The 25308-nt window shown below is 68.5% G+C and carries 25 protein-coding genes; 11 read left to right on the plus strand and 14 right to left on the minus strand.

Annotation, left to right across the window (positions count from 1 at the left end; translation table 11 throughout):
- Nucleotides 1-1576: hypothetical protein (locus NS1_RS40920; protein ID WP_169812823.1), on the plus strand; the 1576-nt coding region annotated here is incomplete at its 5' end.
- A 96-nt stretch (nucleotides 1577-1672) separates the two neighbouring features.
- Here the strand turns inward: NS1_RS40920 and NS1_RS23665 are convergent.
- Complete coding sequence (locus NS1_RS23665; protein WP_062987876.1) at nucleotides 1673-2617, minus strand: LysR family transcriptional regulator; 945 nt, start codon at nucleotides 2615-2617, stop codon at nucleotides 1673-1675.
- A gap of 63 nt (nucleotides 2618-2680) precedes the next feature.
- The gene (locus tag NS1_RS23670) at nucleotides 2681-4189 is read right to left on the minus strand and encodes a flavin-containing monooxygenase (protein WP_063816245.1); all 1509 of its coding nucleotides are present in this window, start codon (nucleotides 4187-4189) and stop codon (nucleotides 2681-2683) included.
- A gap of 97 nt (nucleotides 4190-4286) precedes the next feature.
- Here NS1_RS23670 and NS1_RS23675 point away from each other — a divergent pair, with 97 nt between their 5' ends.
- Complete coding sequence (locus NS1_RS23675) at nucleotides 4287-4826, plus strand: GNAT family N-acetyltransferase (RefSeq protein ID WP_062987878.1); 540 nt, start codon at nucleotides 4287-4289, stop codon at nucleotides 4824-4826.
- A 22-nt stretch (nucleotides 4827-4848) separates the two neighbouring features.
- On the opposite strand, the gene zapE is transcribed toward NS1_RS23675, so the two are convergent.
- Nucleotides 4849-5868, minus strand: coding sequence for a cell division protein ZapE (gene zapE, locus NS1_RS23680; protein ID WP_062987880.1), 1020 nt, complete (start codon nucleotides 5866-5868; stop codon nucleotides 4849-4851).
- 35 nt (nucleotides 5869-5903) lie between these two features.
- Here zapE and NS1_RS23685 point away from each other — a divergent pair, with 35 nt between their 5' ends.
- From NS1_RS23685 to msrB, 4 genes are all read left to right on the plus strand, one after another.
- Complete coding sequence (locus tag NS1_RS23685) at nucleotides 5904-6665, plus strand: pyrimidine reductase family protein (protein WP_056811158.1); 762 nt, start codon at nucleotides 5904-5906, stop codon at nucleotides 6663-6665.
- A gap of 32 nt (nucleotides 6666-6697) precedes the next feature.
- Nucleotides 6698-8251, plus strand: a complete 1554-nt coding sequence (locus NS1_RS23690; protein WP_056811161.1) for an alpha/beta hydrolase — start codon at nucleotides 6698-6700, stop codon at nucleotides 8249-8251.
- An 84-nt stretch (nucleotides 8252-8335) separates the two neighbouring features.
- Entirely contained in the window at nucleotides 8336-9667 is a 1332-nt protein-coding gene (locus NS1_RS23695) for a glycosyltransferase family 87 protein (RefSeq protein WP_218019968.1), read from the plus strand.
- Between the two features lie 60 nt (nucleotides 9668-9727).
- The gene (gene msrB, locus NS1_RS23700; protein ID WP_056811167.1) at nucleotides 9728-10165 is read left to right on the plus strand and encodes a peptide-methionine (R)-S-oxide reductase MsrB; all 438 of its coding nucleotides are present in this window, start codon (nucleotides 9728-9730) and stop codon (nucleotides 10163-10165) included.
- 11 nt (nucleotides 10166-10176) lie between these two features.
- On the opposite strand, the gene NS1_RS23705 is transcribed toward msrB, so the two are convergent.
- The 8 genes from NS1_RS23705 to NS1_RS23730 form a co-directional block, all read right to left on the minus strand.
- Complete coding sequence (locus tag NS1_RS23705; protein ID WP_062987882.1) at nucleotides 10177-11001, minus strand: SDR family NAD(P)-dependent oxidoreductase; 825 nt, start codon at nucleotides 10999-11001, stop codon at nucleotides 10177-10179.
- A 61-nt stretch (nucleotides 11002-11062) separates the two neighbouring features.
- Nucleotides 11063-12259 carry an NADH:flavin oxidoreductase gene (locus NS1_RS23710; RefSeq protein ID WP_062987883.1) on the minus strand — a complete coding sequence of 399 codons (1197 nt, stop codon included), beginning with the start codon at nucleotides 12257-12259 and terminating at the stop codon, nucleotides 11063-11065.
- The gene (locus tag NS1_RS23715; protein WP_062987885.1) at nucleotides 12256-12834 is read right to left on the minus strand and encodes a TetR/AcrR family transcriptional regulator; all 579 of its coding nucleotides are present in this window, start codon (nucleotides 12832-12834) and stop codon (nucleotides 12256-12258) included. The genes NS1_RS23710 and NS1_RS23715 overlap by 4 nt, the downstream gene beginning before the upstream one ends.
- Nucleotides 12835-12896: 62 nt before the next feature.
- A complete protein-coding gene (locus NS1_RS40215) occupies nucleotides 12897-13790 on the minus strand; it encodes a hypothetical protein (RefSeq protein ID WP_157125362.1) in 894 nt (297 codons plus the stop codon).
- Nucleotides 13791-13892: 102 nt separating this feature from the next.
- On the minus strand, nucleotides 13893-14768 hold the full coding sequence (locus tag NS1_RS40220; protein ID WP_157125363.1) for a hypothetical protein: 876 nt from the start codon (nucleotides 14766-14768) through the stop codon (nucleotides 13893-13895).
- A gap of 125 nt (nucleotides 14769-14893) precedes the next feature.
- Nucleotides 14894-15589 carry a hydrogen peroxide-dependent heme synthase gene (gene hemQ, locus NS1_RS23725; RefSeq protein ID WP_062987887.1) on the minus strand — a complete coding sequence of 232 codons (696 nt, stop codon included), beginning with the start codon at nucleotides 15587-15589 and terminating at the stop codon, nucleotides 14894-14896.
- Between the two features lie 43 nt (nucleotides 15590-15632).
- Nucleotides 15633-15791: a hypothetical protein gene (locus tag NS1_RS40225; RefSeq protein ID WP_156677388.1), complete on the minus strand. Its 159-nt coding sequence runs from the start codon at nucleotides 15789-15791 to the stop codon at nucleotides 15633-15635.
- Between the two features lie 53 nt (nucleotides 15792-15844).
- The gene (locus NS1_RS23730; protein WP_062987889.1) at nucleotides 15845-16807 is read right to left on the minus strand and encodes an oxidoreductase; all 963 of its coding nucleotides are present in this window, start codon (nucleotides 16805-16807) and stop codon (nucleotides 15845-15847) included.
- Nucleotides 16808-16880: 73 nt separating this feature from the next.
- Between NS1_RS23730 and NS1_RS23735 the strand changes: the two genes are divergently transcribed.
- Together NS1_RS23735 and NS1_RS23740 are read left to right on the plus strand one after the other, a co-directional pair.
- On the plus strand, nucleotides 16881-17105 hold the full coding sequence (locus NS1_RS23735; RefSeq protein ID WP_218019969.1) for a MerR family transcriptional regulator: 225 nt from the start codon (nucleotides 16881-16883) through the stop codon (nucleotides 17103-17105).
- On the plus strand, nucleotides 17102-17437 hold the full coding sequence (locus NS1_RS23740; protein WP_255284669.1) for a VOC family protein: 336 nt from the start codon (nucleotides 17102-17104) through the stop codon (nucleotides 17435-17437). Before NS1_RS23735 ends, NS1_RS23740 begins: the two co-directional genes overlap by 4 nt.
- On the opposite strand, the gene NS1_RS23745 is transcribed toward NS1_RS23740, so the two are convergent.
- Together NS1_RS23745 and hemE are read right to left on the minus strand one after the other, a co-directional pair.
- The gene (locus NS1_RS23745) at nucleotides 17434-18795 is read right to left on the minus strand and encodes a protoporphyrinogen oxidase (RefSeq protein ID WP_062988011.1); all 1362 of its coding nucleotides are present in this window, start codon (nucleotides 18793-18795) and stop codon (nucleotides 17434-17436) included. The two genes, NS1_RS23740 and NS1_RS23745, sit on opposite strands and share 4 nt — an antisense overlap.
- A 71-nt stretch (nucleotides 18796-18866) precedes the next feature.
- A complete protein-coding gene (gene hemE, locus NS1_RS23750) occupies nucleotides 18867-19922 on the minus strand; it encodes a uroporphyrinogen decarboxylase (RefSeq protein ID WP_062987893.1) in 1056 nt (351 codons plus the stop codon).
- A 318-nt stretch (nucleotides 19923-20240) separates the two neighbouring features.
- On the opposite strand from hemE, the gene NS1_RS23755 reads away from it, so the two are divergent.
- The 3 genes from NS1_RS23755 (at nucleotide 20241) to NS1_RS23765 (ending at nucleotide 23088) form a co-directional block, all read left to right on the plus strand.
- Complete coding sequence (locus tag NS1_RS23755; RefSeq protein ID WP_056811191.1) at nucleotides 20241-20792, plus strand: DUF3000 domain-containing protein; 552 nt, start codon at nucleotides 20241-20243, stop codon at nucleotides 20790-20792.
- A gap of 22 nt (nucleotides 20793-20814) precedes the next feature.
- Complete coding sequence (locus tag NS1_RS23760) at nucleotides 20815-22065, plus strand: HRDC domain-containing protein (RefSeq protein WP_062987895.1); 1251 nt, start codon at nucleotides 20815-20817, stop codon at nucleotides 22063-22065.
- A 183-nt stretch (nucleotides 22066-22248) separates the two neighbouring features.
- Nucleotides 22249-23088 (plus strand): class I SAM-dependent methyltransferase, encoded by an 840-nt coding sequence (locus tag NS1_RS23765; protein WP_062988013.1) that lies wholly within the window; start codon nucleotides 22249-22251, stop codon nucleotides 23086-23088.
- A 218-nt stretch (nucleotides 23089-23306) separates the two neighbouring features.
- Here the strand turns inward: NS1_RS23765 and dxs are convergent, their stop codons facing one another.
- On the minus strand, nucleotides 23307-25205 hold the full coding sequence (gene dxs, locus NS1_RS23770) for a 1-deoxy-D-xylulose-5-phosphate synthase (protein ID WP_056811212.1): 1899 nt from the start codon (nucleotides 25203-25205) through the stop codon (nucleotides 23307-23309).
- Between the last annotated feature and the right edge of the window lie 103 nt (nucleotides 25206-25308).

Consider the following 25308-nt stretch of genomic DNA (forward strand, 5'->3'; position numbering starts at 1 on the left):
CGATGACGACGGCTCGCGGCCCCCGCTCGAGCGCCGCAACTCCCCCGCCCGGCCGACCACCGACCACCTCGGCGATCCCACCGCCTTGGCCGCGACGCCGGTCCCGCGCACCGAGACGGCGGCATCCTTCGGCCAACCGGCCTCGTTCGACAGTGATCCGGTCGTCGCGGCCGGCGGCAACGGCGCGGGTGGCGAACCGCCGAGTCGGCGGCCTGCGCCCACGCGGCTCAGCGGGGCAGCGTCGACCGGCAGCGCGTCCGTCGAGAGGGTAGCGGCCGCCTCGGTCGGCAACAGGACGCCGACCAACGGGACCAACGGCGCCGCCCGCGGTGTGGCCGGTGACATCGCGTCGCCACGCAACGGCACCCCGGTGCCCGCGGTGATCGGAACGGTCTTGACGGCACCGGCTGTCGAGCGCACACCCGGACCGAGCGCGCCTGCCTCGACGAGGGCAACCGCAACGGCGCTCTCCGAGGATCGCACGCCCACGTCGGGCCCCGATGACGCCGACAACGGCGCGGCGTCGGGGAGCGACACCGCGGCGATCGCGACCCTGCCGGGAAGCGCGGATGTGAGCACCGTCGTACGCGAGGGTGACGTGACGATCGGCGGCGCCAACGGGTTCGGCCTCGGTTCCGGCGCGATGAAGGACGTTTCGGGCTCACCGGTCGAAGCACAGTCGGCGCGGACCGAGGCTGGAGACCCGCTGACGGGGGAAATCAGCTCCGATGCCGGTATCGAGCGGGCCCGCCCGGCTAAGAAGCCGACCGAGGACGAAGCCACCCGAGGCGACCGACTAGGCGTCCCGTCGCCGGACAGACTGTCCAGCAACGGGAATGGTGTCACCTCAGCGCAGGCCGGGTCCGGGGGCAACACCGCCAATGGCATCCACTGGTCCTTCACCGAGGAACCCACGCCGACGATCCCGGACCGAAACGACCACGCCCGCAACGGCTTCACCACCGGATCCACACGCCGGGCCGAATCCCTGTTCGAGGATTTCACCCCGCACGACCGCCTGACCACCGGCGAGACCCCCGAGCCGCAGATCGTCTCGGGCCCGCCTCCACGTCTCACTCCACCGACTGAACTCACCACCCAGCCGAACCACGTCTCGGTGGATCCGCCGCGCGTCGGTAGCTCCTCACACGTCAGCGGCACACCGGATATCAGTGACAGCCCGGCCTCCCCGAGTCGACCGGCGAACACCGGCGAGCTGCCCGGCCACAACGGCCGACCGGACCACGCACCGCTCACGAGTCACGCGGCGCCCACGAATCACGATCACCCCGCCGACGACCCGGCCGTCGCCGATCCCCCGACCCTCGGCCTGCCGACCGGCCGCGGCCTGTCGACGAGCCCGTCCGATCCCCTCGAACGCCCTGTGGCCGACCCGATTCCGCCGACCGCCACCGACTCGGCCGGGATCACCGTCACCGGCACCTACCGCGCCTTCGACATCGAACGCGCCCACGTCGACAAGCTGCAGGCCATGCTCGACGAGCTGAAACGCTCGGCCGGTCTCCCGCCGGGCCGCCGCGACGTCTTCGGACCGCCGACCCCGGACCTCGGCTGAGCCGGCTTCCGGCCACACCAGATCGACGAGAGCTCCGCGACAGCGAGAACTTCCGACTCAGCCTCGCGCGAACGGCTGACGAGCGCGCCGCGTGCGTCAGGCGGGCTTCGCCAGCGGGACGAGGCCCGGGTCCACGTCCGGCTTCGGGGCTTCGTGCGCGACGGCGCCGATGAGGTCGCGCAGGGCGCGATGGCCCGCGTCGGCGGTATTGCGCGGATGCCAGGCCATGGCGACGACGGGGGCCGGTAGCGGCAGCGGGATCTCGAACATCGCCAGGCCGAGCGCGGTGCGTGCGGCGCGGGACAGTAGTTCCGGTGCTGGGCAGACCAATTCGGTCGAGGCGAGGGTGAGCAGCGCGGTAGGCAGGTCGGCGACGGTGGCGACCACTCGGCGGGTGCGCCCGTGCAGGGCCAGTCGGTCGTCGATCGGGCCGTGCGTGCGACCGGTGGGGGAAACCTCCAGATGGCGCGCCGAGGCGTAAGCGGCGACGGTGGGGCGGTCGGTGGCGAACGGGTGGTCGGGAGCGGCGACGCCGATCCATCGATCGGTGAACAGACGCTTGACCACCGTTTCCGGATCGGTCTGCCCGATCATGCCGACTTCGACGTCGACCCGGCCGTCGCGCAGCGCCACCGCGCCGTCGGCGGCGTCGGCCGCGAGCAGCCGCACCGTCACCCCCGGCAGCTGGGCGTGAACCGCTGCCAGCAGTGGACCGGACAGGTGGGCGCCCACCGAATCACCCACGCGGACAACGAAGTCGCGGTGCCTGCCTGGTCCGTGTCCGTCGCGGGCGGTGAGCAACATCCGTCCCTGATCGACCAGGCTCGCCACATCGTGGCGCAGTTCCAGCGCTCGTGGCGTCGGCACCATCTGTCTGCCGGAGCGAACGAGCAGCGGATCGCCGAGCACCTCGCGCAGTCGGGTGAGGGTGCGACTCATCGCCGAGGTCGAGGTGTGCAGTCGCCGGGCCGCCTCGGTCACGCTGTTGGTGTCGAGCAGCGCGTCGAGAGCGAGCAGTAGGTTCAGATCCAGCGCGTCCACGCGAGGATTATCACCAACGCACCGATCGCCGTCGGCGTTGCCGACGGCGATCCGGCGTGTCGGCTACCGCTCGGCTACGGGCGCCGGCGTTGGCGCCGCGGGAGCTGCCACCGCGCGAGTGCGCAGCACCTCGCGGTAGGACGACGGCCGCACGGGTCGCACCCACTGTGCCAGCCTCGACATCAACGGCAGCGGCGTGCCGAGATCGTCGAGCATCTCGTCGATATTGGCCAGCGAGAACGGGACCACCGAGGCACCGTGCGCGTGGTTTCCGTCGCTGCGCTCGCGCGACCACTCCAGGCGCGCGTCGATGTCGTTGTTCATCAGCTCGGCCATCGGCGGCACGAACCTGCCCGTGAGCAGGCCGGCGATCCAGTGCGCGCCCACCTCGGCGCTGAGCGCGCTCACGTGGGAGCTGTTGTAGCCGGCGAAACTCAGGTTGGGGATCTCCACCGGCAGAATGTGGCGGTAGAGCCGGAAATCGCTCGTCTCGTCAGTGAGGGCGCGCCGCACGAACGGGGTGAGGAACGGCACCTCCTGCCGGTATCCGGTGGCGCAGACGACGATCTCGGCCAATTTCAGGCTGCCGTCGGCCAGGCGCACCGCGGGACCGTGTCGCCCACCGATCAGTTCGGTGATCTCGGTGTCGCGGTGCACGCCGATCCGGCCCGCCTCGATCTGCTCGGTGAAGCCTTCGGTGGCCAAGCTCGCGCTGCTGGTGCCGATCTCGGAGATCGGGCCCGTCGGCACCAGATCGAGCTCACGCAGCCGCAGCTTGCGCGTCACCCGCTCTTGCAGCAGGTCCATGTTCGCCTGGCGCAGTGCGAGCCGGTCGAGTAGTCGTTCGGCGCGGTGCGGGAAGCGGGAGGGGAAGTGCGCCTCACCCGCGCGGGTCAGCAGCAGGCGCTCGTAGTCGGCGCCGAAGCCGAGTTTGCGCGGCATCTTCCAGGTGAGTCTGCGCGCCACCACGGTGGTTTCGTCGGCGATATGGCTGACGGCCTCGGCCACGTCACAGGCGGACTTGCCGTAGCCGAGCACGACCACCGAGCGGTCGCGCGCCTGCTCGACATCGTGGAACTCCGAGACATGGCACAGTCGCCCGCCCGCGGCACGGAAAGCCGCGGCGCCCGGCAGGTCGGGCAGCACCGGGTCGCTGTAGACGCCGTTGGCGACGATCAGGTGATCGCAGGTGGTGCGGTGCCCGCCCATCTGGTCGCGGATCTCGAGCAACCAGCCGCTGTCGACCGGGTCGGCCGCCACCACCTCGGTGCCGAGGCGCAGGTGCGGGCCGAGGCCGAACTCCTGCACGTATCCGGCCAGGTAGGCCTGCATCTGCTGACCGTCGGGCCAGCGGGGGAAATCTTCGGGCATCGGGTGATCGCTGAACGCGTACGTGGCCTTGCTGTTCTGCGCGCGAAGTCCCGGATACCGGCGGGTGGCACTCCACACACCGCCGACGTCGGGAGCCCGGTCGAAGACTTCGACCGGGAAACCCGCCTGACTCAATACCTTCGCGCAGGCCAAACCCGCCACTCCCGCACCGACGATCCCGATGCGGCTACCGCTCGTCATGCGCAGGACAGTACTCGGCAAAGTAGGCCCGGTGCCACCGCACTGTATCGGCCCACAGTCCCGTCGCAGCTGAGGCGAGCCATGCTGTACTGGAAGGATGACCAACAGTTCCGTCGTCGTCGACCGGGCCGGGCTCTGGGACGCCGAGGCGCTCAGCGATGTCGCGGCCGCGACCTTTCCGCTGGCCTGCCCGCCCGAGGCCACCGCGGCTGACATCGAGATCTTCCTCGAGCAGATGCTCTCCGGCGAACGTTTCGGCGAATACCTGTCCGACCCGGACAGGACAGTGCTCAAGGCCGTGGAGGGCGACGAGATCGTCGGCTACGCCATGCTCGTCGCGGGCAGGCCGAGTGACCCCGAGGTCGCCGCGCGGGTGCACGCCGGGTCGGTGGTCGAGCTGAGCAAGATGTACGTGCTGCCAGGACACCACGGCAGCGGCGTCGCCGGGGCGATGATGGAGGCCGCGGTCGACACCGCGCGGCTGGCGGGCGCGGACGCGGTCTGGCTCGGGGTCAACCAGGCCAACGAACGCGCCCAGAAGTTCTACGCCAAGCACGGCTTTCGGCAGGTGGGCACCAAGACCTTCATGGTCGGCAGCCAGCTGCATTCCGATTTCGTCTTCGAACGCGTGCTGTAGCCCTGCACTGCGGCACCAGCCGCTAGACGACACCAGCCTCGAAACGCGACAGCGCGAGCAGACGCGAGATCGCGCGCAAGTACTTCTTGCGGTAGCCGCCGTCGAGCATCTCCTTGGAGAAGATCTCGTCGAGTTTGACGCCCGAGACCGTCACCGGGATGCTCGCGTCGTAGAGACGGTCGGCCAGCACGACCACGCGCAGCGCGACGGCCTGATCGGTCACGGTGTGCACATCGGAGATGAACACCGAGGCCACGCCCTGGATCAGCGCACCGAACTTGGACGGGTGCAGGGTGCTCAGATGCTTCAGCAGCACGTCGAATTCGTCGAGCGTGGACCCCGGGGTGGTCGCGGCACGCTCGACGAGCAACTCGTTCGAGGTGGGTTCCGGGGCGGGCGGCAGGTCGCGGTGGCGGTAGTCGGGCCCGTCGACGCGGACCGGATCGAAGATCGAGCCGAGCTTCTTGATCTCGCGCAGGAAGTCCGAGGCCGCGAAACGGCCCTCGCCCAGCTGGCCGGGCAGCGTGTTCGACGTCGCCACGATGGAGACGCCACGGGCCGACAACTCGGTGAGCAGTCGCGAGACCAGCATCGTGTCGCCCGGATCGTCGAGTTCGAACTCGTCGATGCACAGCACGCTGTTGGCGGAGAGCCGTTCGACGGCGTTGTTGAAGCCCAGCGCGCCGACCAGGTTGGTGACCTCGCCGAAGGTGCCGAACGACTTCGGCGCCGGGGAGCTGTGGAAGATCGAGGCGAGCAGGTGGGTCTTGCCCACACCGAAGCCGCCGTCGAGATACAGGCCTGCGCCCGACACGGCCTTCTTCTTGCCGAAGAGACTCTTCTTCGAGCCGGCCTTGTGGATTTTCGCCACCTGACCTGCGAATTCCTCCGCCTTGGCTACCGCGGCCGCTTGGCTCGGTTCCTGGGGGTCGGGGATGTAGGAGGCGAAGCTGACCTCGTCGAACATGGGCGGGGGCACCATCTGCGCGACGAGTTGGTCGGCCGGGACCTCCGGATGGCGATCGACAAGGCGTTCTTGCATGGACAAATGGTACGGACGTGGTTGCATCGATCCCTATGCAGCGTATCCACAATGTGACCCAGCTCGCAGACCTCGACCCCGACGCACTGGCCAGGTGCTATGCCTATCCGCGGCATCTGGACGGTCCTTGGGTGCGGGCGAACTTCGTGAGCAGCATCGACGGCGCGTTCACCGTCGACGGTGTTTCCGAAGGGCTGGGCACCGAAGCCGACAAGACAGTGTTCACGGTCCTGCGCGAGCTGGCCGATGTGGTCGTCATCGGGGCGGGCACACTGCGCGCCGAGAACTACGGCGGCGCGCACACGGACCCGCAACGCCGCATGGCGCACCACCGGCACGGCATCGGCGGTCACCCCGAGGGCACCCCGCCACCGATCGCGGTGGTCACCGCCTCCGCCAAGCTCGATCCCGGTTCGAAATTCTTCACCGACGCCGAGGTGCCACCGCTGATCATCACCACGAGGCATGCGGACCCGGCGCAGGTCAGCGCCCTCGAGGACGCGGGCGCGCAGGTGGTGGTCGCCGGTGAGGCCGCGATCATGCCCGCCGCGCTGATCCGGGTGTTCGCCGAACGCGGTCTGCACCGGGTGCTGTGTGAAGGCGGACCACATTTGTTCGGGCAGCTGGCCGAGGCAGGTCTGGTCGACGAACTGTGCCTGACCACCGCCCCGATGCTGGTCGGGGGCGCGGGCGGGCGAATCTCGCTGTCGGCGAGCTCATTCGACCTGCCGATGGCCCGCAAGCAGTTGGTGCTCGCCGAGGACGGCACCGTCCTGGCCCGCTGGGCCCGTCGATGAAACCTGGCGCCGAACCTGGCAGTGTGTAGCGCATGCGTTGGACTCGGGCCGCGGCAACGGCCGCGACACTGTCGATCATGCTCGCGGGTTGTGGGGCCGGACCGTCTGATCGGCCTGTCGTCGCCGTCGAGCGCCCGGGGGCCGGTGGCGCCCAGACCGAAGCGCCCGCGCCACAGGACCTGGCCAAGGCGGAGGTGCCCAAGACCGATCTGGCTTGGCGTGACTGCACCGCGGCCACCCTGAGCTCGCTCGACTTCGGCGCCGCCCCCGCGGGGCTGATCCTCGACTGCGCCGAGTTCTCGACGCCGATCGACACCGCGGGCACCGTGCTCGGCACCTTCCGCGCGGGTGCCCTGCGGGCCCGGCTGCCGCAGACCCCCGCCGACGCCGCCCCGCTGGTGCTCACCTCCGGTTCGGACCGTTCGTCGGCGTCGACGCTGGCCGGTCTGGCGATCGGGCCCAACAGCGCGTTACTGGCCGCGCAACCGATCGTCGCGGTGGACCGGCGTGGCATCGGCGCCTCCCAGCCCATCGACTGCATTCCGGCGCAGCTACGCGCGGTGATGACCGACCTCGGCCAGACCGGGGTGGGCAACGCCGATCAGGTCGGCGCCGTCGCGGGCTTCAGCCAGGACGCCACCATCGCCTGCCGGGATTTCCTGCAGCCCTACGAGGGCACGTTCGACGCACCGCACGCCGCCGACGACATCGAACAGCTGCGCAAGCAGTGGCAGGTCGACAAGATCAATCTGCTCGGCGCGGGCAACGGCGCCAAGGTGGCCCTGAGCTACGGCCGCCGCTACGGCGACCACCTGGCCCGACTCGTGCTCGACGCCCCCGAGCCGGTCGGCGCCGACGCCACCACCATGGCCGAGGCGCGCGTCACCGGCGCCGAAGCGGCGCTTACAGCCTTCGCGCAGCGCTGCAAGGCCGCCAACTGCGCACTCGGGGCCGATCCGCGCGCCGCGGTCGTGGCGCTGATGAACAAGGCGACCAGCGGCGGGCTCGGCGAGATCTCGGCCGCGGATCTGTCGACAGCGCTCACCGGTTTCCTGTCCAGTCCCCGTGGCGACCAGGCGAATCGGGTCACCGCACTGGCCGATGTCCTGGCCGCCGCCGACCGTGGCGATCGCGGACCGCTGTCGGCCATGATCGTGCGCGAGGCCGCCGCGATCACCTCCGACGGCGAGTTCGTCAACCGGTGCACCGACAGCCAGCAGCCCCCGACCGCGGACAAGGCCCGTGAACTCTCCCAGACATGGGCGAGCAAATATCCGGTATTCGGGCGTAATGCCGCCATCGGGCTGATGGTCTGCTCGGCCTGGCCGGTCTCCACCGCGGCGCCGCTGCCGACGAAACTCGACTTGCCGGTGCTGGTGTTCGCCGGTGCCGCCGATCCGATCGTCGGCGGGGCCGCCGCCTCGGTGACCGGCGCGCTCGGCTCGGCGGGCGCCCGGCACGCCACGATGACCTGGCAGGGTTGGGGGCATCCGGTCGTCACCCACTCCGGGTGCGCGCAGAAGGCCGTCACCGACTACCTCGCGGAGGCGAAACTGCCTGCCGACGGCGGCGCCTGCCCGGCCTGATCCGTTCGGGGCAACCGCCGGGTTCCGGCGCGTCATCCGGGTCCGGCGACACCATCGCAACCCGATCCGGTGTACCGTGCCCCAGTGTTGTTCCGACAGCTCGAGCCCCGTACCGCTCGCACCTCCGCCGAGGTGATCAAGTTCGCGCTCTGGCCCTTCGCGGTCATGATGGTGCTGAACCGCGTCTTCATCAAGGCGATCAACGGCTTCGTCACCGATGACTACCGGCCTGTGTACAACGCCTCGTTCGAGTTCCTGAACGGCAGGCCGCTGTACACCGCCGACTTCTCGTCGGTCGATCCGCACTATCTCTACTATCCGAGCGGAACGCTGCTGATCGCGCCGGTGGCGATCATCGACTACGAGCTGTCGCGCTGGCTGTTCATCGGGCTCAACGCCGTCGCGATCCTGCTCGCCTGGTATCTGCTGCTTCGCCTGTTCAAGTTCGGCCTCGGCTCCATCGCCGCGCCCGCGCTGCTGCTGGCGATGTTCGCCTCCGAGACGGTGACCAATACGTTGGTCTTCACCAACGTCAACGGCTGCCTGCTGCTGGCCGAGCTGGTGTTCATCACGCTGCTGCTGGCGCGTCGGGACCTCTGGGCCGGTGTGGCGCTCGGTTTGAGCATCGCGGTGAAGCCGACATTGGCGCCGTTGCTGCTGGTGGCGGCCGTTCGCGGCCAGTGGAAGGTGTTCATCACCGCGCTCGGTGTGCCGTTGACGCTCACCGCGATCGCCTGGCCGCTCTCGGCGGACCCCGAGAAATTCTTCACCCGAGTTCTGCCGTATCTGGCGGAGACGCGCGACTACTTCAACAGCTCGGTCGGTGGCAACGGGCTCTACTACGGCTTGCCGGACTGGCTGATCCTGCTGGTCAAGGTACTGATGGCCGGTGTGGTGGCGGTGTCGCTGTGGCTGCTGTGGCGCTACTACCGCCACGACGAGCTGTTCTTCGTCACCACGTTCTCCGGCGTGCTGCTCACCGCCTGGTTCCTGCTGCCCTCGCTGGGCCAGATGTACTACTCGATGATGGTTTTCCCGTTCCTGATGACGGTGGTGCTGCGCAATTCCGTGCTGCGCAACTGGCCCGCGTGGCTGGCGATCTTCGGGTTCATGACCTACGACAAGTGGCTCTCCGATCGCTGGCAGGGCGTCGGCCGCAACCTCGAATACCTGCGGGTGACCTTCGGCTGGGGGCTGCTGCTCATCGTCGTGTTCTGTGTGCTCGGCGACCGGTATCTGGCGGCGCGTCGCGAGGGCAGGCTGCAGTTCGGGATCGACCCGACCTGGATCGCGAACGCGCCCGATTCACGCGACGGCACCGACGAACCGGCGCCCGTCGCACCGGTCGCCGACATCCCGCCGCACCGCGATGATCCTGTGGCGCCGGTCGAGGACCGCGAGCCCGCGCTCAAGTAGTTATCGGCCGGTGACGCACCGCTCACGGCGCGCACCGGCCGAAACCATTAGCGTGGAGCCATGAGTTCTGATACTTCGTTGCCCACGCCGCGCATCCAGCTGACGCCGCAGCAATGGCGGGCGAAACTGGACCCCGAGGAATACGCCGTTCTGCGCGAGGCCGCCACCGAGCGCCCGTTCATCGGCGAATACACCGACACCAAGACCGAGGGCGTCTACACCTGTCGTGCCTGCGACGCCGAATTGTTCCGCAGCACAGAGAAGTTCGAATCCCACTGCGGGTGGCCGTCGTTCTTCGATCCCGCCGATTCCGACGCGGTGATCCTCAAGCCCGACGACACCCTGGGTATGCGCCGGGTCGAGGTGGTGTGCGCGAACTGCCACAGCCACCTCGGGCACGTGTTCGAGGGCGAGGGCTACCCCACCCCCACCGACCAGCGCTACTGCATCAACTCGATCTCGCTGCGCTTGCGCCCCGCCGAGGAATCGACCAGCTGAAACGCTGAGGATCAGCTGCGGGTGCGCGCGGTGCGCGCGGGGTAGACACCGTGGCCGACCTGCAAGTAGGACAGCCGATCGGCCAGTCGGGTGCTGAGCCGCAGAACAGCGTCGTAGACGTGGGCGTCCTTGCCGATCACGACACGGCCCTTACCCTTCGCGGTCGTATCCACGATGCGGCGCGCCACCTGCTCGGGCTGGGCGGAGAATCCCTTGGCGAGCCACTCGGGCGCACCCATCTGCTGGGCTACCTTGCGCACCAGGTCGGTCCAGACCGAACCCGGAAGCACCGTGGTCACCGTGACATTCGAGCGGCCACGCAAATCCTGCGCCAACCCGTAGCTGAACAGGGCGAGCGCGGCCTTCGACGCGCCGTACACCGCTGATCCGGGCACCGGAACGATCGCCGACAGGCTCGAGGTGTTCATGATGACGCCACGGGGGCGTTGCAGCAGGTGCGGGAGGAAGGCCCGCGACATCCACACCGCGCCGAAGAAGTTCACCTGCATCAGCGTCTCGATCCGGGCGTCGCTGAGGTCTGCCACGGTCTGCAGTTCCTGGGCGATTCCCGCGATGTTGAACAGGCCGTCGACTCGCCCGTGGACGGCGATCACCCTGCCGGGGAACGCGGCCACGGCGGCGCGGTCGCAAATATCGAGCGGGTAGACGGTGAAGCGCTCGCGGTCCGCGACCAGTGCGGCGGTGGCGGCCAACGCCCGCTCGTCACGATCAGCGCCGACCACGATCGCACCGCGGGCGACCAGCTCCGATGCGACGCATCGTCCGATGCCGTTCCCGGCTCCGGTGACGACGAAGACGCTGCCCTCGATCTGCATGCACGATCTCCCAATTGTTCGCTGTATGGCGGGCACGGTATGCCTCCTCCGTCGGGTGTGTTCAGCCGAGTGTCAGCTGGATCGGCTCGCGCGACAGGGTGGGGCGGTACACGCAGCGCGTGCCCGAGTAGATGGTGGGCATGCATTCGTTGCAGTGCACGCATGCCGAGCGCGTCGATTCGTCGGATTGAATGCGGCGCAACAGATTCGGTTCGCGCAGCAGGGCCCGGCCCATGGCGACGAATTCGAAGCCCTCGGTCCTGGCCAGGCGCATGGTGTCGAGATCGGTGATGCCGCCCAACAGGATCAGCGGCATCGACAGTGCGCGCCGGAAGTGGCGGGCCCGCTCGAGCAGGTACGCCTCCTGGTACGGGTACTCCTTCAGGAAGGACTTCCCGACCAGGCGGAACCCCAGGCGGGCCGGGTTGGGCAGGGTTTTCGCGAAGGAGCGGCGCGGGGGTGTGCCGTGGAACAACATCATCGGGTTCAATAGCGAACTGCCCGCGGTCAATTCGAGGGCGTCGAGCGCGCCGTCGGCCTCGAGCCAGGCGGCCACCTGCAGCGATTGGGGAACGGTGAGGCCACCGGCCTGGCCGTCCTCCATATTGATCTTGGCCGTGACCGCGATCCGATCACCCACGGCATCCTTGACCGCACAGGCGATTTCACGCGCCATTCGAGCCCGATTGAGCAGAGATCCGCCGTAGGCGTCCTTGCGCCGGTTCAGCAGCGGGCTCAGGAACGCGCTGGCCAGATAGTTGTGGCCGAAATGAATCTCCACCGCGTCGAATCCGGCCTGCTCGGCCAGGCGTGCGGCATCGGCGTGCGCGGCCACGGTTTCGGCGATCTCGGCGATGGTGGGAGTCTTGGTGAATCTCATGCCGAGCGGGTTGAACATCCGGCTCGGCGCGAGCGCGGGCACTCGATTGGAGGCCGCGTTGGCCACCGGTCCGGCATGACCGATCTGCGCGCTGGCCGCGGCGCCCTCCGCGTGCACGGCATCGGTCAGCTTCCGCAGTCCCGCAACGGCTTCCGGGCGCATCCAGATCTGATGCCGATCGGTGCGACCGCCGGGCGCGACCGCGCAGTACGCGACGGTGGTCATGCCGACACCGCCGGCGGCGACCTCCCGATGGAAGTCGATCAGTTCGTCGGTGACCAGGGCGTCCGGCGTGCGGCCTTCGAAGGTCGCGGCCTTGATCACCCTGTTGCGCAAGGTGATCGGACCCAGCTGGGCCGGTGCGAAGATGTCGTTCATAGCTGTTCTCCCGTCGGCGCGGTCAAACCGGCCACCACGAAATCTCGCAGGGTCGCCAGGTCCGGCTGCGCCATGCCGTGTTCCTCGATTTCGGGGCTGCCGAAACGCATGATGATCAGATCGAAGGCGAGCATCCACCGACGCCGGCTCTCCCGGTCACTCACCTCCGGAAGGAGCGTGACCCACGTGCCCATCCGAAACCACGGACCCCGCCACGTCGTGAGATGGCGTCCGAGCACGAACCTGGACAGCAGTCGAAGGTGCAAGCGACCCATGGGGTCGCCGGCGAGCTGGACGAAGGGGGCCAGGATCGTGTCGACGACGGCGGGTAGCGAGTCACGTCCGGCGCTCGCGCGGGCAAGACCATCGGCCCACAGTGGTCCCAGCCGGTCTTCGATCAGTGCACCGACCAGGGCTTCCTTCGATCCGAAGTGGTAGTGCACCGCAGCGGCGTTCGCACCGGCTGCGACACAGATGCCGCGCACGGAGACCTCGTCGTACGGCTCGGTCAGCAGCAATGTTTCGGCGGCGATCAGCAGTCGCTGCCGCGTCCCCGTCTTGACCTCATCGACCATACCCAGAAGTGAAACACGTTTCAATCGGTATTTCAATCACTGATTGAATGATGGCTGGATGGTCAAACGAGACCGCGCACGTCCCACACCCACACGCCGTCCACCTGCTCGGACGGGATGCCGAGCAGGTCATCCACGGTGCGACGCAGGGCGTCGGCACTCTGCGACGGCGGCAGCACCACTACATCGGCGCGCCAGTAACGCAGATCCGCGAGGGCCTGCTCGCGCAGAGCTCGATCGACGACCGGAGCCGTATCGAACATCCGGACCAGCATGAGCAGAACCGCGGTGGGCCGTGGGTCGGCGCCGTAACCGGCCCCGCGGTCCGCGCCACTCGGGCCGACGAAGTAGCCGCCGACGAGCGGGAAGGCGAAGTCGGCGTCGACCTGCCACCGCAGCGCGATGGCGTCCGCCGAGGTGGGCGGCGGCACGATCACCACCGAGCCGTCCGAGACGTACTGCCGCACAGTGCCGTCGGCGAAAAATGTGGGCGTCGCGGGGCGTTCCTCGACGGGCAGCACGGTCGGCGCGATGGGCAGCAACGCGAAGGTCAGGGCGCCGAACCAGGCAACGGGCCGCCGCATCGAGGCAGCGGCACGCCACGATTCGATCGCCCGCTGGGTGCCGATGGCCAGGATTATCGCGATGACCGGAATGGCCGCCATGGCGAACCGTGATTCGATGATCCCGTTCAGCGGCGGAATCCACCCGAAAGCCAGCCACGGCATCGGCACCATGGCGAGGTCACCGTCGCCGAAGCGCACCACGCCGTCGAACGACAGCACGATGCCGAGCGACAGCGTCGTGAACACCACGATGACGATCCCGGCGGCCCGCACGATGCGCTCGCGCCGCAGGAAGAACCCGGCCACGGCGACGAGCAGAAGTAGTGGCCAGCCGAAGTAGGCGTTGTCCTCGGTCGGATTGATGCTCACATCGGGGCCGAACGAGAACATGCTGCCCGCCGATTCCGGCGAGAACTGGAACAGCGACAGAACATCGTTGCCGACCCGGCCGATCCCGATGAATCGGTACGACTGCGGGCCGGCGAACTGCCATCACAGCCCGAAACCGGTGAGCGTCAGCGTGATCAGCGCCGCGAGCAGTACCGACGGGGCCGTCGCGCGCAGCGCGAGCACGATGGCGCGCCGGGTGCGCAGGTAGGCCAAGGCGAAGACCGCGAAGCCGAGCGCGAAGATCAGCAGCGGCTCCTCACCCAACGTGAGCTGCAGAGCGACAAGCAGTCCGAGCACGACGGCGGCGCGCGGTTGCCACACGGGTCGTGCCCCGACAGCGTTCTCCGCGTGCCGCGCCATTTTGATGACCTGCACAGCGATGATCGGAAGCAACACCAGGACAACGAAATTCGCGTGCCCATTGGTGTGCGCGATCATCGCGGGTGCGAAGCCGCAGAACACACCGCCAACGGCCGCGGCGAATTTCGAGGCCACCAGCTCGCGCGAAAATACCCAGTACCAGGCGAACGCCGTGCCGGACAGGCCGAACGTGAGCGCCGACACGAAAGTGACGGTCGGCCCGAAAAGCAGGGTGACAGGCGTGAACGGTACCCCCCAGCCGTACATGAGGGTATTGGCCATCATGTTCACGCCGTCGGGATAATTCTGCAGCTGCGTGCTGAGCGGACTCCCCAGGTGGGTGATATTTCGCGCCGTGATGGCATTGAACCACTCGAACAGCGTCTGGTCCTGATCGCTCTTGCTCAGGTACCCACTACGCGGGTTCGACCACAGCCCGGCGAGTACGAAAACCGCGAGCGACAGGTAGCAACCGGCGACGAACAGGTCGGTGCGCGCCGAGCGCAGCCACTGCGCCGGAGTGCGGCGCGACTCAGCCGTTTCCGGTGCGTTTCGATCGATAGCCGCTACAGCGGATCGGTCCTCTTCGGTCCGGTCCGTTCCCCACCCTGGTACCACGCGCGAATCTCTCTCACCCTCATAGCCACAATCGGCCCGCTCACGATACGTGAGCGCGAGACCGCTGCTACATCAGGCCGATGAGAAAGGCCCGCTTGATAATCGGGCCTTCGGTGTCCGCGTTGCTACGGCAGTGCGGTGATCAGCTGTTCGATCTCGACGCGCGGTCCGGTGAAGAACGGCACCTCTTCGCGCACGTGCAGCCGCGCCTCGGTGGCCCGCAGGTCGCGCATCAGATCGACGATCCGGTGCAACTCGGGGGCCTCGAACGCGAGAAGCCACTCGTAGTCGCCCAGCGCCATCGAAGTAACCGTGTTGGCCCGCACATCCGGGTACCCACGTGCGGCCTTGCCGTGGTCGGCGAGCATCTTGCGCCGCTCCTCGTCGGGGAGCAGGTACCACTCGTAGGACCGCACGAACGGGTACACGCAGATGTAGTTCCCCGCGTCCTCCCCTGCCAGGAACGCCGGAATGTGGCTCTTGTTGAACTCCGCGGGCCGGTGCACCGCCACGTTGCTCCAGACCGGCGCACTCGCCCTGCCCAGCTCGGTGGTCCGCCGGAAGTCGGAGTACGCGGCCTGCAAGTCCTCGACCCGCTCGGCATGGGTCCACAGCATGAAATCGGCGTCGGCCCGCAGCCCCGCCACGTCGTAGATCCCGCGCAGGACCACACCCTTGTCGGCGAGTCCGTCGAAGAACTCCTGCGCCTCCTCGGTCGCCCCGGCTCGGTCCTCACCGAGCACACCTGGCTGAATCTGGAACACCGAGAACATCAGGTAGCGAATGGAGGAGTTGAGAGCCTGGAAGTCGAGTCGCGCCATGGATCTATGGTGCCACTGCGGCGTTTTTGCCCGCCGCTGGGGCTCAGTCCGCCACCGGCCTGCTCGCCCGCCACGGCGAGGACTCGTCACTGCCGAACACCGAGGTCACCGTCGTCACTTCACCGTCGTGAAGTTCGACAGGCCCGAGGTCGGGATCGAGGATCAGGCTCCGCGCGCTGCGCTGCTCACCGGCAATGGTCACAGCGGGCGATCATGCAGCATCGCTATCACCGATGTCCGATGACACGCCGCTGGTCAGCCGGAGAAGCCGTCGAGTCCGGTGAGCTCGCTGGACAGAGTCCACAGACGCGCGGCGGAAGCGGCATCGACGGCCCACGGCTTCACGCCGCCGACGAGCATGTCGTCACCGATGGCGAGTTCGGCGACATCGCAATCCTGGCAATACGCACCGCCGTATGTGGCGAGCGGTGCAGCGGTTGCCGCCCAGACTGCTGTCGCCGCACCTTGCGCCGGGGTCTTGAAACCCACGGCCTGGCGGCCGTCCCTGCCGATCCAACCCTGCGCGATCTGTTCCGCGCGGGCGATATTGCGTTGCAGCGGCGTGAGAATGCTGCCCGGGTGCACGGAGTACGCGTGGATCCCTGTCGCCGCACCGACCACGTCGAGGTGGGTGGCGAACAGCGCGTTGGCGGTTTTGGACTGACCATAGGCCCGCCAGATGTCGTAGTCGCGGCTGAAGTGCAGGTCGTTCCAGCGGATATCGGACAGGAAGTGCCCGGACGACGCCACCGTCACCACGCGAGCCCCACTCCGGGCCAGCGCCGGTCGCAACCGGTTGACCAGTGCGAAGTGCCCGAGATGATTGATCGCGAAATGCGCTTCCCAGCCCGGCCCGACATGCTGCTGCCCGTAGGCCATGACCCCCGCGTTCGCGATGATGACGTCGATGGTCCGGCCGGTATCGAGAAACCGTTCACCGAACGTCCGGACACTCTCGAGATCGGCCAGATCGAGTTCAGCCACTTGCACATTCTCGTTGTCGCACAGTGCTTTTCGAGCAGCCTCGACGCGGCGGGCCGGCACGACCACGTGCGCCCCGGCCCGCACCAACGCCAGGGTGGCTTCTTTACCGAGACCGGAGTAGCCGCCGGTGACGAGAACCGTCTTCCCCGTCAGGTCGACGCCCTCGACGACCTCGTCGGCCGTGCTACGCGGGCCGAACCCGCTACCGATGCTGCGCTGCTGATTGATCGCCATGTGCTGACGGTAAAATCTAGAGTGCGATCTAGGTCAAGATGTGAGGACGTGCAACCGCCTCCGCGAGTCCGGAATGCCCATCGCGACCTTGCGGACCTTCGCCGGGCTCGTTCGCTCGGGGCCGGGAAACGAGCGGGAGAGGCTGGCCTTGCTCGAGGCGCACGAGCAGTCTGTTCGTGACAGGCTGGCCGACCTGACGGCCGATCTCGCGGTGATCCACAACAAGGTCGTCACCTATCGCAGGCATGTCGAAGAGGGAACCGCGGTCGGAGTCTGGTCCCCCGAGCCACCGACCTGACGACGAGTTCAGGCGTTCGCGCCGATTACTCGCCGCGTAGCTCTGCGGACTATCTCGGGCTCGGGGATGAGGAGTTCAATTCGGGATGGGTGGCGCGCTACTCGTCACCAGCGACCGGGGCGAACATCCAACTCGTCACCCAGGACGCGACCGCCCCGGAAAATCCTGTTGTTTCGGTCAAGGTCGACGATGTCGAGGCGGCGCTGGCCGCGGTGCAGCAGCGGGGATACGAGATCGTCTACCCGCTGACCACCGAGCCGTGGGGCATCACCCGATTCTTCAACCGCGCCCCTGATGGAAATGTCTTCAATATCGCCCAGCATCGGGATTAGCGCTGCGTGCTCTCGATGTACGCGGTAGCCACGCGTTCCGCGGCGGCGGTGCCCGAGGCGACGCAGGCGGGGACACCGACGCCATGGAGGTAGGCGCCCGCGACCGCGATGCCGTCGAGGGGAGCGATGGCGGATTCGAGTGTCGCAATCCGTTCGGTGTGGCCGGGAGCGTACTGCGGAAGGCCGCCGGGCCAGCGTTGGACGACCGCTTCGAGCGGGGTGATCGGAATGCCGGTGACGGTGGACAGGTCGGTGACCGCCGCTGCAACGAGGTCGTCGTCGGTCCACGACAGCGACTTGTCGTCGCCGAGGCGGCCGAAGGAGGCGCGGACCAGGGCGACGTCGCGCTCGGCCAGATGGGGCCATTTGCGGCTGGACAGGGTGAACGCCTTGGCGCGCAAGGGTTCTCCGGTGGCGACGAGGATGCCGGAGTTGTCCGGCAGTGGCGTGTCGCGCGGGAGGGCCATGGCGACGAGCGCCGAGGAGGACAGCTCGATACCGGCGGCGGCCTGGGCTGCTTCGGGCGCTAAGTAGTGCAGGAGGCGGGCAGCGACCGGAGCCGGCGTCGCGATGACCACCGCGTCGACGGCTCCGAGTGGGTCCACCACCCAGCCGCGCGGTGCGCGGGCTACGCGCGTCGCGGCCGTGGTCGTGACGAAACGGGCCCCCGAAGCATCGGCCAGCGCGGCGAGCAGCGCTCCGTAGCCATCGCGCAGACCACCGAACACCGGGGCCGAACTGGGGGCGGGCATGGCCGCGCGGACGGCTTCGGTGAGACTCGAAGCACCGTGGTCGAGCGCCTCGGCAAGGGTGGGTAGCGCGGCGCGGACGCCGATGGAAGCACTGATCCCCGCATAGACCCCACCCAGCAAGGGATCGACGCTCCGCTCGACGACCTGCCTGCCGAAACGGTCACCCACCAGGGTCTGCACGTCGACATCCGAGCGTGGCTCCCAGTGCAGCGGACGCTGCGCCTCGGCGGCGACCCGATCCAGCGTCGCATCGTCGACCAGCCCACGCAGCGACTCGGCATCGGACGGAATCCCCATCAGGGTGCGCCCCGGCAGCGGATGCGCCGACCCCTGCGCCCAGATCAGCGGCCGTTTTCCGGCAGGCCGCACCAGCTGGTCGGCCAGGCCGAGTTCGTTCATCAACTCGATCACCTCGGGCCTGCGCCCCACGAACGCCTCGGCACCGAGATCGACTGGCTCCCCGGCCAATTCGCGGGTGTGCAGCACCCCGCCGACCCGCCCGCCCTGCTCGAGCACGACGATATCGACGCTGTCTCCCAGCCGCTGCCGCAACCGATAGGCCGCGACGAGCCCGCTGATTCCGCCACCGACGACCGCGATCCTCATGACACGACCGTAGCCGCGACGTGCCCCGCCGACGACGCGCACCCTGACCGACGTCGGCCGGGCATCGACCTCTACAGCGAGTGCACCAGCTCGACCAGCGCCGTCAACACGCCGGGATCGGTATCGGGCAGCACGCCGTGGCCGAGATTGAAGATGTGCCCGGTCGCGCCGAGCGTGATCGCCTCGTCGGCTTCGCGCACGATCCGCCGCGTCTCGGCCTCGACCGCGTCGAATCCGGCGAACAGGATCGCGGGATCCAGGTTGCCCTGCAAGCCTTTTCCGGCGCCGACCCGACGCACCGCGTCGGTGAGCGGCACTCGCCAGTCCACGCCGACCACGTCGGCGCCTGCCTCACCCATGGCGCCGAGCAGCTCGCCCGTGCCGACACCGAAGTGGATACGCGGCACTCCGGCGGAGGCGACCTCCGCGAACACCCGCTCCGAATGCGGCAGCACGAACTCACGGTAATCGGCCAGCGACAGCGCGCCCGCCCAGGAATCGAACAGCTGCACCGCGTCGACCCCGGCCGACAACTGGGCCTGCAGGAAGGCGATGGTGATGTCGGTGAGGGCGCCGAGGAGGGCATGCCAGGTCTTCGGATCGGCGTGCATCATCGCCTTGGTGCGCTCGTGCTGCTTGCTCGGCCCACCTTCCACCAGGTAGGAGGCGAGGGTGAACGGTGCGCCCGCGAAACCGATGAGCGGGGTGTCGCCGAGCGCCGCGGTGAGCAGTCGCACGCCTTCGGTGACCGCACCGACCTCTTCGGGGCGCAGTCGCGGCAGCGCGCGCACGTCGGCTTCGGTGCGCACCGGCGAGGCGATGACCGGACCGACGCCGGGCACGATGTCGAGGTCGATGCCCGCGGCCTTGAGCGGAACGACGATGTCGGAGAACAGGATTGCCGCGTCGACGCCGTGACGGCGGATCGGCTGCATGGTGATCTCACACACCAGCTCCGGGTCGAAGCACGACTCGAGCATGCCGACGCCCTTGCGTAGTTCGCGGTACTCCGGCAGCGATCGGCCGGCTTGACGCATGAACCACACCGGGCGCCTGCTGGGCGTCGCACCGGTGGCGGCGGCCAGGAAAGGGGCATCGGTCAACCGGCGGCGGGTGTAAGTGCTCATCGCCGTTCATCCTAAGCATCGATCCCCGACCAACCGCACGCCCAGTCGAGGTGTGGGACCAACCACACGTTCGGTCCGCCGGATACCCGACACCCACCGGACCCGTTCGCGTCGCACATCGCGCATCACATCGCCGCCGAGAATGCACCCTCCGCAACACAGACCGCACGCAACGCGCAAGGCGGCGCGCCTCCGACGGCACCGGGCACCCACCGTCTACCGTTCCTCCTCGTGACACCGCTCGACATCCGCGACGGCGCCGCACCGACCGGGGGAACGCCCCGTGAGCCTGCTTCTTTTCGGGCGGCGGTCGATGCGATGGGCACCGCAACAGTGCACCCACAAATCGAGCTGGCGCCTATCCGGCCTCCGCAACGGTTGGCGCCGTTCTCCTATGCGCTCGGAGCGGAGGTCATCCACCCCGAGGGCCCGGTGGTGCCCATCGACTCCGAGGGCGACGCGTTCGGCAGGCTGATCCTGCTACACGACCCCGACGGCGATGAGGCCTGGAACGGCGTGTTCCGGCTCGTCGCCTACATCCAGGCCGATATCGACGCCGCGCTCGCCGCCGACCCGCTCTTACCCGAGGTCGCGTGGAGCTGGCTGGTCGACTCCCTGGAATCGCGCGGCGAACCGTTCACCGCACTCGGCGGCACGGTCACCGCGACCAGCTCGGTCCGCTACGGCGATATCGCGGGCCCACCGCGCGCCCACCAGCTCGAACTGCGCGCGTCGTGGACGGCGACGACCACCGAGATGCGCCGACACGTCGAGGCGTTCTGCGAAGTGCTGGCCTTCGCCGCCGGGCTGCCGCCCGCCGGGATCACCCATTTACGACCGGAGTCCTATACCCGCACCGATCGCCCTTGATCGCCACGTAGAGTTCACGTTTATGTCGGTCGCCGAGGAACCCACCGCAGCAGAGCCCCTGCTCGTCCCTGCCGAGGGCGTTCCACCTGTGCTGGCGACCGCCGACGAGGTCGCCGCGGCCGCCAAAACCCTCGCCGCGGGCACCGGTCCCCTGGCCGTCGACGCCGAACGCGCGTCCGGCTTCCGCTATTCGGCACGGGCGTACCTGATCCAGCTCCGCCGCGAAGGCGCTGGCTCGTTCCTCATCGATCCGATTCCCGTCACCGACGCGCTGACCCCCTTGGCCGAGGCGATCAACGACCTCGAATGGGTCCTGCACTCCGCCGACCAAGACCTGCCCGGCCTCGCCGAACTGGGTTTGCGTCCCGCCCGCCTCTTCGACACCGAACTCGGCGGCCGCATCGCCGGCTACGAACGCGTCGGCCTGGCCGCGATGGTCGAAAACCTCCTCGGCCGCTCCCTGCGCAAGGGTCACGGCGCCGCCGACTGGTCGAGCCGCCCGCTGCCCGACGAATGGCTAAACTACGCCGCCCTCGACGTGGAACTGCTCCTCGAACTGCGCGACACCGTCGCCGCCGACCTCACCGCCCAGGGCAAACTCGACTGGGCCGCAGAGGAATTCGAGCACGTCCGCACCATGGACCCGCCCTCCCCCAAAGCCGACCGCTGGCGCCGAACCTCCGGCATCCACACCCTGCGCCGCACCCGCCAACTGGCGATCGTGCGCGAACTGTGGACCACCCGCGACGAACTCGCCCGCGCCCGCGACGTCGCCCCCGCCCGCATCCTGCCCGACTCGGCCATCGTCGCCGCCGCCACCGGCGAACCCCGCTCGATCGCCCAACTGCGCACCCTCCCCGTCTTCGGCGGCCCCCGCCAACGCCGCTACTCGCGCGACTGGCTGGCCGCCGTCGAACGAGGCCGCACCCTCCCCGACAAACAACTCCCCCCACTGACCCTCCCCTTCGACGGCCCACCGCCGGTCAACCGCTGGGAACGCCGCGACCCCGTCGCCGCCGCCCGCCTCACCACCGCCCGCGGCGCCATGGGCGAACTCTCCACCGAACACTCCATCCCGGTCGAGAACCTGCTTTCCCCTGACCTGGTCCGCCGCCTGTGCTGGGATGGACTTCCGGATTACAAGAACGTCGGCACACCCGCGGAGTTGTCCGCGAGGATCGAGGCATTTCTCCTCGCAGGTGGAGCGCGCCTATGGCAGCGCACCCTCGCCGTCCCCGCGCTGACCAAGGCCCTAACGCCTACGTCCGAATAGGCCGACCACGACGCGCCGTCAGGCGCTCAGAGATCGGTACTCGCCCCCCGTCACGGCGCCGAATTGGTGTACGGGTTGCCGAGGGCGTTCCGAGAGGTCAAGCAGCACAAAATAGATCGACCCGATGTGTACTCGACGCTAGCGTTGATTCTCGCCATCACGCCGCCGTCGAAAGGTCATGCCGTGCTCGAAGCCGAAGCGATCGCCGCCAATCGGGCGAATTGGGACGACCGGGCCGACGTGCACGCGCGGTCGCGGATGTACGACGTCGACGCCTTCCTGGCCGATCCGGACGATATTTCCTCGGTGGTGCGCAACGATCTCGCGGTGCTGGCGCCGCATCTCCCGGCATCCGGGATCCGGGGGCTGTCGCTGCTGCATCTGCAGTGTCACATCGGTACCGACACCGTGTCCTGGGCTCGGCTGGGCGCGGTGGAGGTACACGGGCTGGATCTGTCGCCGAACTCGCTGCGGCACGCGGCGCGGATCGCCGAGGCCGACGGTCGCGACATCACCTGGGTCGAGGGGGACGCGCGGTTCGCCTCGGCAGTGCTCGATCAGCGCTTCGATACCATCGTGACCAGTGCGGGCACCATCGTCTGGCTGCCGGAGCTCACCGCATGGGCGCGGTCGATCCATGATCTGCTCGAACCGGGTGGGGTGTTCGTGATCCGCGACGATCATCCGATTCTGGGTGCGATGCAGTTCGAACCGTGGGAGATCGACGACGATTACCTCGGTGGCGGCGGCGCTCGGAGCTACTCGGACTCGGGTACCTACACCGAGGAGTCGGACGGACAGATCGCCCACACCACCAATCACGAGTGGCGCCACGATCTGGGCGAGATCGTCGGAGCGCTGCTGGGTGCCGGGCTCGTCATCGAAGCGTTGACGGAGCTGCCCTACATGGATTGGCCCGCGTTTTCCGATCTCGTACCCTGCGAGCAAGGGTGGACGCTGCTCGACGGCGCACCACGCATCCCGTTGAACTTCGCGGTAGTCGCTCGGCGGCCTCACCACTGAGCGAACTCGGGCCGAGAACGTCTCAGGAATCCTCGCCGAGGGCGTGCAGGATCGTGTGGGTCCCGTCGGCGCGGGCCGTCACGCCCTGGGCGATCTCGGTCGGCAGCACACGAACTCCCCTACCGATCGGACATCCCGAGTGGACCGCTCGGCAGCGAGGTACGCGGCGCCTGAGCGGGTACGGCACCCGCCACGCGGCGGGTGCCGTACCGCCCTGATCAGCGGGATTGCAGCCAGCCACCGATCCGCTGGGCGATGGCGTCGGGGGTGAGGCCGAGCTCTTCGAGTATCTCGTTGCGGGAGGCATGGTCCAGGAACTGTTGCGGCACACCGAGATCACGGGTGGGGACATCGAGGCCCGCGTCGCGCAGGCGCGCGGAGACGGTGGAACCGATCCCGCCGTGCAGGCCGCCGTCTTCGACGGTGACGACGAGGCGGTAGTTCTCGGCGAGCTTGACCAGGGTGTCGGAGACCGGGATGACCCAGCGCGGGTCGACAACGGTGACCGAAATCCCTTGCGGTTCCAGCAGTTCGGCGACCTTCATGGCGGTGTCGGCGAAGGGGCCGACGGCGACGATCAGGACGTCACCGTGCTGGGACTGCGCGGACCCCGCGCTGGGGACGGCCAGTCGCAGCACGTCCAGACCGTCGAGACGTTCTACGGCCGTGATGTCTTCGGCGACACTGCCTTTCGGGAAACGCAACACGGTCGGACCGTCGGAGACGGCGAGCGCTTCGGCCAGTTCCTCACGCAGGGTGGCGCCGTCGCGGGGGGCCGCGACACGGATGCCGGGGACGATGCCGAGCAGCGAGAGGTCCCACATGCCGTTGTGGCTGGCACCGTCGGGGCCGGTGACGCCCGCGCGGTCCAGCACGACCGTGACAGGCTGCTTGAGCAGCGCCACGTCCATCAAGAGCTGGTCGAACGCACGGTTGAGGAAGGTGGCGTAGATGGCGACCACCGGGTGCATGCCGCCCAGCGCCAGACCGGCGGCCGAGGCCATGCCGTGCTGTTCGGCGATGCCGACGTCGAACATGCGCTCGGGGAAGCGTTCACCGAACGCGGCCAGACCGGTGGGGCCCGGCATGGCGGCGGTGATGGCGACGATGTCGTCGCGACGCGCGCCGTGTTCGATGAGCTCCTCGGAGAACACCGCGGTCCAGCCCTTGGCCTTCTTGCCGGCGAGGGGGCGGCCGGTGAGCGGGTCGATCGGGTCGCAGGCGTGCATCTGGTCGGCGACGTGGTTCTCGGCGTGCTCGTAACCGTTGCCCTTGCGGGTGACCACGTGCACCACGACCGGACCACCGAAGTCCTTGGCGCGCCGCATGGCTGCCTCGAGCGCGACGAGATCGTGACCGTCGACCGGGCCCACGTACTTCATGCCCAGATCGGAGAACAGCTCCTGCGGACTCACCGCGTCTTTGATCCCGGCCTTGAGCGCGTGGACCATCGAATACGCCGAATCCCCTACGGCGGGAATGCTTTTCAGAATACGTTTCCCGGCGACCAGTGCGTGCTCGTAGGCGGGCTGGGTGCGCAGGGCGGTCAAGCGGTCGGCGAGGCCACCGATCGTGGGGGCGTAGGAACGACCGTTGTCGTTGACGACCACCACCACCGGACGATCGGGGGCGCCCGCGATGTTGTTGAGCGCCTCCCAGCACATGCCGCCGGTGAGCGCGCCGTCACCGACGACCGCCACCACGGTGCGGTCCTGGTCGGTGAGCGCGAACGCCTTGGCCAGACCGTCGGCGTAAGACAACGCGGCCGACGCGTGCGAGGACTCGACCCAGTCGTGTTCGCTCTCGGCGCGGCTCGGGTAGCCCGACAGGCCGTCGCGGCTGCGCAGCGAGTCGAAGCGGTCCTTGCGGCCGGTGAGGATCTTGTGCACGTAGGCCTGATGGCCGGTGTCGAAGATCAACGGGTCGGCCGGCGAATCGAAAATCCGGTGCAGGGCGATGGTCAGTTCGACCACCCCTAGATTGGGGCCGAGATGGCCTCCGGTGGCGGCGACCTTCTGCACCAGGAACTCGCGGATCTCGTCCGCCAGATCCCGCAGTTGCGGCACGCTCAGCCGGCGCAGATCTTCGGGTGAATCCACCCGCGACAGCACTCCCACCTGAACTCGCTCCCTCCGGACTACATTGTGATCAGCCCAGTGTATTTGCCCGCGTGACGGGCACAGGCTCGCGGGCCCTACCCAGCACGGGCACAGCGAGGTC

The organism is Nocardia salmonicida NBRC 13393, from assembly GCF_001613085.1.
In the GTDB taxonomy this organism is placed as follows: domain Bacteria; phylum Actinomycetota; class Actinomycetes; order Mycobacteriales; family Mycobacteriaceae; genus Nocardia; species Nocardia salmonicida.